The sequence below is a fragment of the Myxococcus guangdongensis genome, assembly GCF_024198255.1.
Classification (GTDB): domain Bacteria; phylum Myxococcota; class Myxococcia; order Myxococcales; family Myxococcaceae; genus Myxococcus; species Myxococcus guangdongensis.
This window is the reverse complement of the sequence record NZ_JAJVKW010000013.1, coordinates 80024-92343: the sequence shown is the minus strand read 5'-3', so window position 1 is coordinate 92343 and position 12320 is coordinate 80024. Positions and strand designations below refer to the sequence as shown.

14 protein-coding genes are annotated in these 12320 nt (G+C 72.1%); 2 read left to right on the top strand and 12 right to left on the bottom strand.

What is annotated here, in order from left to right; genetic code table 11:
* The first annotated feature begins 47 nt into the window (after window positions 1-47).
* The gene (locus LXT21_RS33315) at window positions 48-734 is read left to right on the top strand and encodes a TetR family transcriptional regulator (protein ID WP_254042251.1); all 687 of its coding nucleotides are present in this window, start codon (window positions 48-50) and stop codon (window positions 732-734) included.
* Between the two features lie 8 nt (window positions 735-742).
* Here the strand turns inward: LXT21_RS33315 and LXT21_RS33310 are convergent, their stop codons facing one another.
* The 3 genes from LXT21_RS33310 to LXT21_RS45005 all read right to left on the bottom strand — a co-directional run bounded on the left by LXT21_RS33310 (window position 743) and on the right by LXT21_RS45005 (window position 2547).
* Window positions 743-1207, bottom strand: coding sequence for a hypothetical protein (locus tag LXT21_RS33310; protein ID WP_254042250.1), 465 nt, complete (start codon window positions 1205-1207; stop codon window positions 743-745).
* Window positions 1208-1311: 104 nt separating this feature from the next.
* A complete protein-coding gene (locus LXT21_RS33305; RefSeq protein ID WP_254042423.1) occupies window positions 1312-2385 on the bottom strand; it encodes an outer membrane protein assembly factor BamB family protein in 1074 nt (357 codons plus the stop codon).
* 39 nt (window positions 2386-2424) lie between these two features.
* Window positions 2425-2547, bottom strand: coding sequence for a hypothetical protein (locus tag LXT21_RS45005; RefSeq protein WP_256572205.1), 123 nt, complete (start codon window positions 2545-2547; stop codon window positions 2425-2427).
* On the opposite strand from LXT21_RS45005, the gene LXT21_RS33300 reads away from it, so the two are divergent.
* Window positions 2537-2674: a hypothetical protein gene (locus LXT21_RS33300; protein ID WP_254042249.1), complete on the top strand. Its 138-nt coding sequence runs from the start codon at window positions 2537-2539 to the stop codon at window positions 2672-2674. The two genes, LXT21_RS45005 and LXT21_RS33300, sit on opposite strands and share 11 nt — an antisense overlap.
* 20 nt (window positions 2675-2694) lie before the next feature.
* On the opposite strand, the gene LXT21_RS33295 is transcribed toward LXT21_RS33300, so the two are convergent.
* Genes LXT21_RS33295 through LXT21_RS33255 form a run of 9 tightly spaced genes read right to left on the bottom strand, consistent with a single transcriptional unit; the run spans window position 2695 to window position 12309 of the window.
* The gene (locus LXT21_RS33295; protein ID WP_254042248.1) at window positions 2695-3468 is read right to left on the bottom strand and encodes a PIG-L deacetylase family protein; all 774 of its coding nucleotides are present in this window, start codon (window positions 3466-3468) and stop codon (window positions 2695-2697) included.
* Entirely contained in the window at window positions 3465-4751 is a 1287-nt protein-coding gene (locus LXT21_RS33290; RefSeq protein WP_254042247.1) for a glycosyltransferase family 4 protein, read from the bottom strand. The genes LXT21_RS33295 and LXT21_RS33290 overlap by 4 nt, the downstream gene beginning before the upstream one ends.
* Complete coding sequence (locus LXT21_RS33285; RefSeq protein WP_254042246.1) at window positions 4748-5614, bottom strand: sugar phosphate isomerase/epimerase family protein; 867 nt, start codon at window positions 5612-5614, stop codon at window positions 4748-4750. Before LXT21_RS33285 ends, LXT21_RS33290 begins: the two co-directional genes overlap by 4 nt.
* Window positions 5615-5617: 3 nt before the next feature.
* On the bottom strand, window positions 5618-7093 hold the full coding sequence (locus LXT21_RS33280) for a YcaO-like family protein (RefSeq protein ID WP_254042245.1): 1476 nt from the start codon (window positions 7091-7093) through the stop codon (window positions 5618-5620).
* Entirely contained in the window at window positions 7090-7923 is an 834-nt protein-coding gene (locus LXT21_RS33275) for an MBL fold metallo-hydrolase (RefSeq protein ID WP_254042244.1), read from the bottom strand. Before LXT21_RS33275 ends, LXT21_RS33280 begins: the two co-directional genes overlap by 4 nt.
* Entirely contained in the window at window positions 7914-8948 is a 1035-nt protein-coding gene (locus LXT21_RS33270; RefSeq protein WP_254042243.1) for a Gfo/Idh/MocA family protein, read from the bottom strand. The genes LXT21_RS33275 and LXT21_RS33270 overlap by 10 nt, the downstream gene beginning before the upstream one ends.
* A 1-nt stretch (window position 8949) precedes the next feature.
* Entirely contained in the window at window positions 8950-10146 is a 1197-nt protein-coding gene (locus LXT21_RS33265; protein ID WP_254042242.1) for a class I SAM-dependent methyltransferase, read from the bottom strand.
* Window positions 10143-11075: an HD domain-containing protein gene (locus tag LXT21_RS33260; RefSeq protein ID WP_254042241.1), complete on the bottom strand. Its 933-nt coding sequence runs from the start codon at window positions 11073-11075 to the stop codon at window positions 10143-10145. Before LXT21_RS33260 ends, LXT21_RS33265 begins: the two co-directional genes overlap by 4 nt.
* Window positions 11076-11082: 7 nt before the next feature.
* Entirely contained in the window at window positions 11083-12309 is a 1227-nt protein-coding gene (locus LXT21_RS33255) for an inositol-3-phosphate synthase (RefSeq protein ID WP_254042240.1), read from the bottom strand.
* Window positions 12310-12320: the final 11 nt, after the last annotated feature.

The window sequence follows — 12320 nt, the reverse complement described above, 5'->3', positions numbered from 1 at the left end:
ATGCGACGAATCATTCAGGTTCACAATTCGCATTGCCTGGAGCGCGCATGAGCCCGCGACGAAGTCCTCGAATCTCCTCGAGAAAAGAGCCTCAGCAGGCACGCTCGAATGGCCTCGTCGACGCGGTCCTCCGCGCGGCTGTTCAGGTTCTGGCGAAGGAGGGTGCGCCGCGCTTCACGATGGCGCGCGTGGCCGAGAAGGCGGGCGTCAGCGTCGGGTCGCTGTACCAGTACTTCCCGAACAAGGCGGCCGTCCTCTTCCGACTCCAGACCGACGAGTGGCGACAGACGACAGCGCTCACCCGGGCGCTGCTCGAGGACACGACGCGTCCGCCACTCGCACGGCTCCGCGCGCTCGTGCACACCTTCGTCCAGTCCGAGTGCGACGAGGCCGCGGTCCGTGTCGCGCTGAGTGACGCCGCGCCCCTTTACCGCGATGCGCCCGAAGCCCGCGCGGTGCGGGCCTCGAGCAAGGTCACGTTCGAGGACTTCATGCGCGAGCTGCTACCGGCGACGCCCAAGCCGGCGCGCATGCTCGCGGGAGACCTCGTCAGGACGACGCTGAGCGCGGTGGGGAAGGCCTTCTCGGAGAGCCCTCGAACCCCCGAGGAGGTCGCCACCTACTCCGAGGCGTTGGCCGACATGCTCTGCGCGTACCTGGAGACGCTCTCGGGGCAGGCCGTCGCGACCTCACGGCCGCCTGCTCCCCGACGCTCGGCGGCGAAGCGGCGGTGAGGTCTGCTTCACGAAGCCTTGGACGCGGTGGTGGCGGCTTTCGCTTCCGCATCTCGCCTCGAGAGGAGGGAGGCGCTGATGGGGACCAGCGCGATGCTGCCCATCCAGAAGAAGAAGCCGAAGGTCGGATGGGACAGCTCGAGTCGGCGGCTCCGGCTCCCGCCGCCAGTCACCGGGACGGGGTTCGCGTACCAGGTGAAGGTGGTCAGCGCGACGAAGACCGCGACGGCGCCTCCCCTGAAGGCGCCCATGTAGCGGCCCTTCGCCAGCATCCACAGGCTCAACAGCAGCAGGGGATTGGCGAACCATCCCCACAGGTAGGCGATGGGGCCCACCCAGCCGTTGATGAGCATGGAGTGGCCCCACATCGGCTCCAGCTCCCGGGACCCCGTGTTGTACGAGACGACGGCGGGCAGCGCGCAGGCCACGGCGAAGAGGACCCCCGATGCGACGACGGCTCTGCGTCGCGTCAACCAGGGAGAGGGACGAGGAGTGCGGGGAGCGGCGGACGCCATGTCCCGTCGACTCTAGCCCAGAGTCCGCGCACTCGCGGAGCGCCCGCCCTTGTGGGTCGCCATCAGGCCAGCGCGATGACCGCGCGGTCACAGCCCACGTAGACGGTGCCATCGGCGATGAGCGGCGCCGTCGTCACGCGGTGGGGTGCCTTCCACCGCCAGCGCTCTGTTCCGTCCTGAAGCGTCCAGGCGTACACGGTGTTGCCGGCTCCCATGTAGACGATGCCCCCCGCGATGGCCGGTGAGACCGTGGCGGCCGGCGACTTGTCGAGTGTGACGGACCAGCGCTCCTTGCCGGTCTTTTCGTCCAGGGCGTGGAGAATCGAGTGGTCGCCGGTGAAGCACACGACACCGTCCGCGACGGCGGGCGTTCCCCAGAGCGCGCCGCGCGTCTCGTAGGTCCAACGCTGTTTGCCGCTGGCGAGATGGAGCGCGCGAAGGCGCTTGCCCATGCCGGACAGGGCGTAGACCGTGCTGCCGTTGATGGCGGGTGCTCCGGAATGGCTCATCGCGCCGGCCTTCACCGACCAGTGCTCGGTGCCCGTGGCGCGGTCGAGCGCGACCAGGTGGCCCTCGGTGAAGTCCTGGCGGGTCCCGACGATGACGTGCTCTCGCGTCACGCTGACCGCGGACTGCACGCTCCCGCCACATCGGAGCTGCACGCGCCAGCGCTCGGTTCCCGTGCGTGCGTCGATGGCGACGACTCCCCCGAGCCGTGTTCCCACGTAGACGTCGTCGTCGACAACGATGGGTGAGGAGGTCGCCTCGGAGTCACAGGAGACGCTCCAGCGGAGGGCGTGCGTGTCCAGGTCGACGGCGTGGCAGTGCCCGCCACCGACGACGAAGAGCAGTCCCTGCGCGACCATCGGATTCGAGAGGCTCTCGGGAGCGGTGCCGCCGACCCGCACGCTCCAGAGCTCCTTCCCCTTCGCGAGGTCGAGGGCGTAGAGGTTGTCGTTGTCGAAGTTCGCGAACAGCACGCCGTCGTGGATGGCAGGCGTGTTGCGCGTCGTCGCGGGCGTGCTCGGCGCGAACTTCCAGCGGGCTCGCTTGACCGCGAGCGGCCCCGTTGCCTCGAAGTGTCCGGTCCGCGCGGCATTGGCGCCGAAGAAGCTGGAGCGAGATGAGTCCGACAGTGGAGCTCTCCGGTGTGGGTGGTCAGTGAGGCTGCGGTGTCACTTCAGGAGCGTGGCGATGTGGCTCTCGCCGATGATGCAGGAGACCGTGCCGTCGTCCAGTGCGGCGCCGTGGCAGAAGTAAAAAGGGTGGACGCGGTCCACGCTGGACGTGAATGGCAAGCTCGACTCCTTCGGCTCGGATGTCCGCGGGCTGTTCGTCGGCCTGGAGGTGAACGCCTCACGCAACCGCTACACGCTGGAGTTGGCGGGCCAGCTCCCCACGGTGCACCTGGGCTGGCGGTCCTGATGAAAGACCGCGATGGCGCCTCAGGCCGGGCCTGCCGTCGGGAGTGGTTGGCTCAGGAAGACCTCCGCGGCTCCTGAACATCCATGGGTCTGCGCCTCCTGGTGGTGGAAGGCCTCGAGCATCCGGGCCACGCCCGCCTCGCCTCCGAACTGGAAGCCCAGCTGGGTGCCGTAGCAGAGACAGCCCTCCACCTTCCTCGCCAGGTGCGCCGTGATGTCCACCGGCTGGGGCCGCAGCTTTCTCGGGAGCGCCGGGTCAGGCTTCGCGTCCGGCTGGCGCACGGCGTAGGGCGTGTCGCGGTAATACCAGACGCGGTTGGACGGAATGCCCAACCCCCGCACCGCGCGCACCACCTGCACGTGGTCCACGTGGCTTCCCAGCGCCTGCGGCACGAAGACCCGGCTCGGCGTCATCTCCCACAACACCGGCTTCAGACGCCGCGCCACCTCCGCCGTGATGGCGTCATCCGCTCGCGGGGGCTGGAACAGCGCCTCCGCGCTCGCGTAGCCCCGGTGCGGCGCCTCCTCCAGGTCCGCCCAGGTCAGGACGTCCACGCCCAGCCGCTTCGCGAACGCCCGGTCCTCCTCGCGTCGCAGGGCCATGTAGTCCGCCTCCGGCGCCAACCCCTTCGCTGTCTGGCAGTGCAGCGCGAAGCCCTGGGGCTCCGGCACCGAGCGCGTGAAGACGGTGATGAGCGCCACCGTCCACCCCTTCGCCTTCAACGCCGCCAGCGTCCCCCCGCACGAGAAGGCCACGTCGTCCAGGTGCGGCGACACGAAGAGGGCGGTGCTCATAACAGATGCGGCGCCGCCCGGAACCTGCACGAGGGGTCCGCGCTCTGCTGCGTCGTCGCCGGGTCATACAGGTGGGTCCACCGCGTGTCCGGCCGCGTGCCCGTCAGCTGCGTATACACCCCCTGAATCTGTCGCCCCACCGTCCGCCACGAGTACAGCTCCCGCACCTCGCGCAGCGCCGTCGTCGCCAACCGCCTTCGCAGCGGCGCGTCGTCCATCAGCCGCCCCATGGCCTCCGCCAGCGCGCCGCTGTCCTTCGGCGGCACCAACAGCCCGTCCCGCCCGTCCTCCAGGCAGTCCACCACCCCCACCGCCTTCGTCGACACGATGGGCAGCCCGGACGCCATCGCCTCCAGCAGCGTGTTGGAGAACCCCTCTGAATACGTGGGCGAGACGAACAAATCTCCACTCCGGTACAGGTCCGGCGCCTCCGCGTAGGTGGACACCCCCGTCAGCTCCACCGTGCCTCGAAGCCCCTCGGCCTCCACGCGCGCGCGCACCGCCTCCACGTCCGGCCCGATGCCCGACACGCGCAGCCGGAACCGACGCCCCTCCGCCACCAGCTGCTTCACCGCGTCCAGCAGCTCCATCACGCCTTTTCGAGCGTCCACCCGGCCGTGGTACAGCCACACCGGCACGTCCTGTGGCTCCCCCAGCCTCGACTCGTTGCGCGGATGGAAGCGCTGCGTGTCCGTGGCGCCCGGCACGATGGTGAACCGCTCCAGCGGCGTCCCGTGGTGTCCCCGCACCTCCTCCGCGAAGGACCGGCTGCCAATCAACAGCGCCCCCGAGTGGCCCAGCACCGCGAGCATCGCCTGCTTGTGCGTCCCACAGCACGTCCCCACCCAGTGCCCGTCACCACCCTGGATGGAGACGACGTTGGGCAATCCCAGACGCCGCGAGGCCTCCAGCGCCGCCAGGCCACAGGGATAACCATACTGCGCGTGGATGAAGTCGAAGGGCCGGCGCCGGTGCTCGCGAACCACCATCTCCACCAGGTCCTCCACGTCCTGCTCGAAGCTGGCGGGCTGCCCCTGGTTGATGCGCTGCTCGCCCCGGGATTCGCACCCCAGCACGTGCGCGCCCGGAATCCCCGGAGGAGGCCCGCCCCCATACACCGCCATGCCCGCGGCGTCGTTGCGGTACTGGCTCACCATCGTCACGTCATGCCCGCACGCGACCAGCTCCCGCACCAGGTTGAGCGCATAGACACTCATCCCCGAGATGGCCGGGAAGAAGCGCCGGGAGATGAAGCAGACCCGCCGTGGGCTCAGGGTGTTCACGCCGCCACCTCCGCGTCGGTCGGCAGGTGCGCCCTCAGCCACTCCAGCGCATCGGGCACCATCTGGTGCGCCCGGTGCGCATCCCGGGACAGCTCCACGCACACCAGTTGCTCGTAGCGCGCGCGCGTCAGCTCCCTCAGCACCGACGGCACGTCCACGTCCCCCTCGCCGAACGGCAGGTGCTCGTGCACGCCGCGCTTCATGTCCTCCAGCGCCACCGTGCCCAGCACCGGCGCGAACTCACGCACCGCCTCCGCGGGCACCCGCTCGCCGGTCACCAGCAGGTGCCCCACGTCCAGGGCCAGCCGCACGGCAGGCGCGCCCGTCGCCTCCACCCGCGCCTGCAGCAGGCCCCAGCCGTCCACGGTGTCCACCAGCATCCCGGGCTCCGGCTCCACCGCCAGCACCACCCCGCGCGCCGCCGCGTACTCCGACAGCCGGGCCACTCCGTCCACCAGCCAGGGCCAGGCCGCCTCGTGCGTCACCTCGGCGCGGGGCACCCCCGACCAGAACGACACCGCTTCGCCCCGACACGTCGCGCACACGTCCACCGCGCGCTTCAGGAACTCCAGGCGCCTCGTCCGACTCGCGGCGTCCGGCGTGATGAGCGTGGGCTCGTGCTTGCGCCGAGGGTCCAGCAGGAAGCGCGCCCCCGTCTCCACCACCAGCCCCAGCCCCAGCCGCTCCAACAGCGTGGCCAGCTGGGCGCTGCGCTGTTCGAAGTCCGGCGCGAACGGGTCGAAGTGGTGGTGGTCCAGCGTCAGCGCGACGCCGTCGTAGCCGCTGTCCGCGATGAGGCGCAGCGCATCCTCGAAGCGGTGATTGGACACGCCGTTGGTGTTGTACGCGAAGCGCAGCGCCATGGCTCACTGCCCCCCGAAGCGGCGGCTCGAGAGCATCGCATGCACCGCGTGGCGGTCCGGCTCCCGGTAGAGGGGATACAGGCGTCCCACGCGCGCCTCGGCCAGCCGCGCGTCGAACCAGGCGGGACCGCCCAGCCGCTCCTCGGCCTCGGGGGTGAGCCGCACCGGCTGGGCTCCCGGCGGCGGCGCGCCCAGGCCCACCAGCGGCTCCCGGCGCTCGAGCAGCCGCGCCACGTTGCGCTCGCCCAACCGGCCATAGGTCATCGTCTCCACCTCCAGCCCCGGCACCACCACCTTCACCACGTGCACCGGGTGACCCGGAGGGGACAGGTCCGCGACGAGGATGTCGAAGCCCGCCGCTTCCAGCTGCCGCACCACGTGGTCGCACCGCCGCGCGGGGTCCTCCATCCCCGGCACCCGGGGCAGGTCCTCGAAGCGCCGGGTGCGCCGGCGCAGCAGCGTGCACGCGGTGAGCTCGCGCAGGGCCGAGGCCGGCAACTGGGACCACTCCGCCATGGCCTGCAGCGCGCGGGGCTCCTCGGAGGCGACGTCCACCAGGGGGACGAACTGCTCCATGTATTCCCGGGGCGCGACGCGGGCCACTTCGCTCATCGGGCCGTGCGAGACGGCCTTGCGCGCCCGCGAGCCCGCGAACTCCAGCAGCGCCTTGCGCAGCGCCCGGTCCCGGTCCGGGTCGGTCGCCTCGCCGCAGCCCGTCACCAGCAGCGGCTGGTTGCCCACGGACAGGTCGTGGCCCACCACGTAGACATTCACGAGGCCGAAGTCGGTGCTCGCCAGCTTCGCCAGCACCTCCACGCCCGCGCGCTGGTAGCGCCCCAAGAGCTCCCGCACGTCCGGAGCCAGCGCCGCGCCCTCCAGGTCCAGCACCACGCCCTGGTCCATGGCGCGGAACTGGAGCCCGTTGCCGTCGCGTTGCAGCAGCTCCAGCAGGGCGTGCGCCAGCGCCTGCTGCCGCGTGCGGCCCGCGCCCCGCCCGTTGGTCAGGGGCCTCGCGAGCGGTGTCCTCCCCTTCAGGTTTCCGGGCCGGACGGCGATGAACTCCTCTGGCACCAGCACCCGCTCGCCGGTGGACAGCCGCTTCATCTCCCCCCAGACCAGCGGCATGTCGGGCCGGTAGGGACTGCCCGCGGGCAGGCTCAGGGTGAGGGGATTGACCACCGCCGCGGCGCCGAAGGTCCCCACCAGCTCCGCGTAGGTGCCGTGCACGCGGGGCATGCGCAGCAGGGCCTGGTCGGCGCAGACGTCCTCGGCGAGCTCTCCCAGGGCCCCGACGCGCGCCTCCTCCTCGGTGGCGCCGTAGCCGTTGGCGTGGAGGATGTCGCCGACCTGGTCGCCCATCCGCAGGCTCGCGGAGACCACCGGGACCCCCAGCCGGTCCAGCGGGTCGATGCGGAAGATCGGGAACGCTCCCGGAGGCATGACGCGGAAATAGGCATCCAGGGCTTCGGTCAGGCTCATGACAGCTCCTCCAACGCAATGGGACGGGTGTGCGGCATGCCCGTGAGCAGCCGGTCGAACAGCGCCAGGGCGTGCTCGCGGGTGACGCCGCGCGCGAACTCGAACGGGGTGAAGACGTTCTCGAACGGGAGCTGCTCGAGCACCCGGCGGTAGCGGCGCAGCTCCGCGTGGCTCAGCGGAATCGCGTAGTGGAAGCCCTTGTGACACGACAGCGCCGTGGGGCGGCCGCGCGCGTCCAGCTCCACCTTCAGCGCGTCGCCGCAGAACAGCGAGCGGGTGCGCGCGTCGTACAGCACCGTCTGGCCTTCGTAGTGCCCCGCCACGCAGTGCAGCGTCAGGCCCGGCGCCAGGGTGTGCTCGTCATCCACCGGCCAGCGCACCTGGAAGGCCTTGCTGTATTGAACCGCGTCCCGGTGCAGGACGAGCAGCGGGTCGAAGCGCTCCTGCAGCTGCCACAGCGCCCCGAAGCCGTGCGGGTGCGACGCGGACAGCACCTGGATGCCGCCCATCGACTCCAGGATCTCCAGCGCCGGCCGCGAGTACCAGGGCGCGCCCTCGAACGCGACGTTGCCCTCGGGGCCGCGCAGGAGCCACCCCGTGGAGCCCAGGCCGAAGCCCGGCGCGCAGCGGAAGCCCCAGATGCCGGGCAGCGCCTCCTCCCAGCGCGTGCTCAGGCGCTCCGCCACCTGGCCCGTCGTCTGGAACTCCCAACCGTCTGGCGGCAGGGCGTTGCGCACGTCCAGGCAGGTGGGGCAGCTCGCGGGCGGCTGGCGAGCAAACCCCGGCTGCCAGGTGCCGCAGTGGGTGCAGGCGTAGCGCGTCAGTGACATGGGGGAAACGCCTTCCCGGCGTGGAGCGCCTGCGACAGGAGCCCCACGAGGCGCACGTCGCGCTCCGGGGCGAAGGGCTGCGGCCGGCCTTCCAGCACGCACTCGGAGAAGGCCTCCACCTGGTTGCGGAAGGGGCTCTGGTCCTCGTCCGGAGACAGGGGGAGCCGCGTCTCCGCGCCCGTCGTCGCGTCGGTGAGCGACAGCGTCCCGCCGGGCGTCTGCCCCATCGTCTTGTACGCCAGCGCGCGCGCGCGGGTGCCGATGAGCTCCAGCGTGCGCCGGGGGTAGGCGTCCGGGCAGTTGTAGGCCACCTGCAGGAGCCCCAGCGTGCCACCGCGGAACTGACCCATCAGCACCGCGCCGTCGTCCACCGGGTAGTCATGCACGCGCCGCTGCGTCATCGCGGTGAGCGACTGCCACTCATCCCCCAGGACGACCTCCAGCAGGTCCAGCCCGTGGGGCGCCAGGTCAATCATCGCGCCGCCGCCGGCCTGCTCCGGGTCGATGCGCCAGTTGTTCGCAGCCCAGTCCGCGGGCAGCCAGCAGGCGTAGTGGATGCGCGCCTGGGTGATGGTGCCCAGCGCGCCCTCCTTCACCAGCGTGCGCAGCTTGCGGTGCGCGGCGTGGTGGCGCTGGTCGAAGGCGGTGGCGTAGTGCACGCCCGCGCGCCGACACGCGGACAGCATGCGCAGCCCGTCCTGCGGGGTGATGGCCATGGGCTTCTCGCACAGCACGTGCTTGCCCGCCGCAGCGCACGCCTCCGTCATCGCGGCGTGCAGGTGGTTGGGCGTGGCGATGTAGACGGCCTCCACGCTCCGGTCCGCCAGCGCCGCGTCCAGCGCGGTGTGCCGGACGACGTCGTCCGCCTGGACGCGCATCAGCGCCTCCGCGTCTGAATCACACAGCGCCACCAGCCGCGCGTTGCGCGCGCCCTGGAGCGCCGGGATGACGTAGTCCCGCGCCACCAGACCGCATCCCACCACCGCCCAGCCCAGCGTGTGGGCCCCCGGCTTCGCCCCGGACATGTCACCACCTCCCAGGAAGGTTCAGGAGCCACCGCCGCCTGACGAGCGCGGCCTGCTGCTCGGCCGTCGCGCCGGTGGCGGACCGCCGCAGCAGGGCCACGTCCTCGGGCGCGTCCGAGCGCAGGTAGTGGGCGCTCGCGTACTCGGCGGCCAGGCCCGGCGTGGGCCAGGCGGGGCGCACGCGGCCGTCATGCTCCTCCAGCAGCGGATTGGGGCTCAGCCTCGCGCCCGGCACGGCCACGCCGAAGTCGATGGCCCCCTGGCCCGGCGCCGAGGGCCAGGCGAAGCTCAACGCCTCCGCGCGCTCCAGCTCCGCCAGCGGGGTGTCGGGCACGGCGCCGCCTTCGAGGAAGCGGGTGACGAAGGCGGCGTCGTCGTAGCAGGCGGCCCCGGGCATCAGCGCCGCGTACTCGGAGGGGCTCAGCGGCGTGCCGCCCACGCCCCGTTGGTCCACGTGCCGGTTGTGGGCGTGGCCCACGAGCACGCGGCCGGAGGACCCCGCCACGCGGCGCAGCTCCGCCAGCACGCGCGCCTTGTCCGTCAGGAAGTAGAGCGCGTCGTGACACAGCACGGTGGCGCCCTCGAGCGGCGGGATGGGCACGTCCGCGGCCGCGTCCGCGCAGAGGAGCACGGCCTCCGGGACGATGAAGTGCCGCGCCAGCCACAGCTTGGCGAACACCACGTCCACCCCCACGACGGGGGTGCCCCGCAGGGACACCTCGCGCAGCACCTGGCCGAGCCCACACGCCAGCTCCACCACGCACGGCGGCGCGTCCCAGTGCTGCGCCAGCAGGCCCAGCGCGCTCAGGAAGGTGGGCGCGGACTGCCGGTGCGCGAAGTAGGGCGCCACCGGCCCGAAGCCCAGCTGCTCCAGCGCGTCGCGCAGCCCCAGCGTCCCCGCCTCGACGCCCGCCACGACGGAGGCGGTGGCGGCGAGGGACGGAGGCGGGACGCGCGCGTGGTCGTCCTGGTCCCGCAGCAGCAGGGCCCGCGCGTGAGGTCCTTCGCCCCGCTCCAGCGCGGCCACCACGGCTTCGCGCAGGGCCTCCCGACCGGTGCGCAGGAAGGGGATGCCGTCCACGACGGGCCAGCGGGTGGCGCCATCCGACCAGAGCTCGGGCGACACCCGCGTCAAGGGCAGGCCCGTGAGGGGATGGCGCGGATGCAGCGGCAGGGCGGTGTCCCACGCGAGCCTCATGGCCACACCGCGGCTTCGCGAAGGATGTCGTTGCCGAAGGCCTGCAGCGGGCCGGGGTGGAGCAGCTCCAGGTCCTCCAACGCCTGGCGCAGCGTGAAGGCCGCCGCGCGGGCGTGGGCCTCCAGCTCCAGCACCCGGTCCAGCGTGTCCGCGGCGTTGAAGGCGCGCGCCTCCGCCGAGTCCACGTTGCCGGTGAGCGTCAGCGCCTGGCGCACGGCCTCGGACAGCCGCGGCGGGAGCTGTGTCAGGGCCGCCTCGGTCAGGCGCTTCATCAGGGGCGCCAGGAAATCTCCCAGCAGCGCTTCGCCGCTGTAGCCCGCGTCCGGCAGCGCCGCGTTGAAGAGGTGATGCGACAATCCCGCCAGGAAGGGCAGGGCCGGGGCCGCGCCGAAGTGGGGGGACACGAGCACCGCCCCCACCGCCACCGCGTAGCAGTGGTCGGCGTGGCTCTCCTGCGGTGACACGACGAGGCGGGCCCGACCGGGGAACGTGGCCCCGGCGCGGGGTTGGCGCACCAGCCGCTCCACGAACGCGGGCGGCGGGCCGTGGGCGGCCTCGGAGGAGGGCATCAGCGCCAGGGACAGCTGCTCGCGCAGGCTGGCGTCCAGCGGCCCCGCCACCGCGTCCAGGCCCCGGCGCAGCACCCGCGTCGCGTCCAGCGGGGACAGCCCCGCCCGCTGGAGGAGGTCCGCGTCCAGACCGCACAGCCGCACCGCCGCCACCGCGCGCGCCGTCTCCTGGAGCGCCACGGCGCCAGGCTCCATGCCCGCCGCCAGGGCCGCCCACGCCCGGCGGAAGCCGTGGGCCGCCAGCCCCTCTGGATGGTCCGGGGTGCGGGTGCGCTTGAGGTCCATCAACTCCGACAGGAGCGGACGCAGCTTCGCCAGGCGGCCCGGGGCCGCCGCCGTGTCACGCGCGGGTGTGGTCATGGTGGCCTCAGCCCCGGATGCGTTCCGGCGGGCGCTCCGCGCGCGGCACGCGGCCCTTGTTCAGCCACGCCATCAGGTGGCGCTGCTGTTCGGCCATGGCGTGCTCCACGGGCTGGCCGTCCGGCGACATGGGGGCCTTGAAGAAGCACCCCAGCGCGCAGATGACGCCCCCTTCGCCGCGGCGCTTGGCCAAATCCAGCGTGCGCGCCAGCTCCACCACGAGCGGCGCGGCGAGGATGGAGTCCTTGCAGAGGAAGTTGAGCTTGAGCTGCATGGGCTGCCCGAGGAAGCCGGTGACGTCGATGTTGTCCCAGGCCTCCTTGTTGTCCCCGCGCGGGCGGTAGTACTGAATCTGGACGATGTGGTCCTGGACCTTGTAGCCGAGGATGCTGTCCAGGGCCGCGCCCTTGGTGTCGAGCTTGTTCTGCTTCGACGCCGGGTCGTTGAGCGCCTCGCCGTCGCGGTTGCCCAGGATGTTGGTGGAGTACCAGCCGTCCACGTGCAGCGCGCGATCCCTCAGCGCGGGGGCGAGCACCGTCTTGAGCAGCGTCTGCCCCGTCTTGCCGTCCTTGCCGGCCACCGGCGCCCCCGTGCGCTTCGCCAGCGCGAGCAGCGCGGGCACGTCCGCGGCGACGCTGGGCGTGAAGTTGGCGAACGGCACGCCGTCCACGATGGCCGCGTACGCGTAGAGCATCGCGGGGCCGATGTCCGAGTCGTTCGCGTCCAGGGCCTTCTCGAAGGCCTCCGGCGTGGCGAACTCCAGCCGCGCGAGGTCCACGCTCTTCTCCGTGGAGGCCAGGTTCACCACCACCACGCGGTCCAGCTTCTCGTCCCGCTTGAAGCGGGTGAGGTCCTCGCGGATGGCCTGCACCTGCTCACGCAGGGAGCGGGCCTTCTTCGCCGTCGTGTCGACGACGTTCTTGCAGAACCTCGGGTTGGAGGCCGCGGCCCAGGGGCGCATGCGCTCCAGCGTGGGGGCCACGGCCGCCAGCTGGGCCTCCGTCAGCACGCCGTGGTTGCGCGCCGCCTTGGCCAGGTCCTCGTCGAACAGGTCCCAACCGCCGAACGTCAGCGCGTCGTACTCCACCAGCCCCGTGCCCTTCACGTCCGCCAGCGGCAGTCCTCGCGTGTCCACGCTCCCCCGGCGCAGCAGCTCCATGCCCGCCACCGCCGTGGTGGCCACCGCCCCGCCCAACCCCACAATCGCCACGCCCAGCCGCTCGTTGCCCGCCATGTCTGACGCCC

What these genes read in the sequence shown, in the direction of transcription:
- LXT21_RS33285 (WP_254042246.1), bottom strand. Translation starts at nt 5,614, where the DNA reads ATGGCGCTGCGCTTCGCGTACAACACCAACGGCGTGTCCAATCACCGC.
- LXT21_RS33255 (WP_254042240.1), bottom strand. Translation starts at nt 12,309, where the DNA reads ATGGCGGGCAACGAGCGGCTGGGCGTGGCGATTGTGGGGTTGGGCGGG.
- LXT21_RS33260 (WP_254042241.1), bottom strand. Translation starts at nt 11,075, where the DNA reads ATGACCACACCCGCGCGTGACACGGCGGCGGCCCCGGGCCGCCTGGCG.
- LXT21_RS33265 (WP_254042242.1), bottom strand. Translation starts at nt 10,146, where the DNA reads ATGAGGCTCGCGTGGGACACCGCCCTGCCGCTGCATCCGCGCCATCCC.
- LXT21_RS33315 (WP_254042251.1), top strand. Translation starts at nt 48, where the DNA reads ATGAGCCCGCGACGAAGTCCTCGAATCTCCTCGAGAAAAGAGCCTCAG.
- LXT21_RS33270 (WP_254042243.1), bottom strand. Translation starts at nt 8,948, where the DNA reads ATGTCCGGGGCGAAGCCGGGGGCCCACACGCTGGGCTGGGCGGTGGTG.
- LXT21_RS33295 (WP_254042248.1), bottom strand. Translation starts at nt 3,468, where the DNA reads ATGAGCACCGCCCTCTTCGTGTCGCCGCACCTGGACGACGTGGCCTTC.
- LXT21_RS33280 (WP_254042245.1), bottom strand. Translation starts at nt 7,093, where the DNA reads ATGAGCCTGACCGAAGCCCTGGATGCCTATTTCCGCGTCATGCCTCCG.
- LXT21_RS33275 (WP_254042244.1), bottom strand. Translation starts at nt 7,923, where the DNA reads ATGTCACTGACGCGCTACGCCTGCACCCACTGCGGCACCTGGCAGCCG.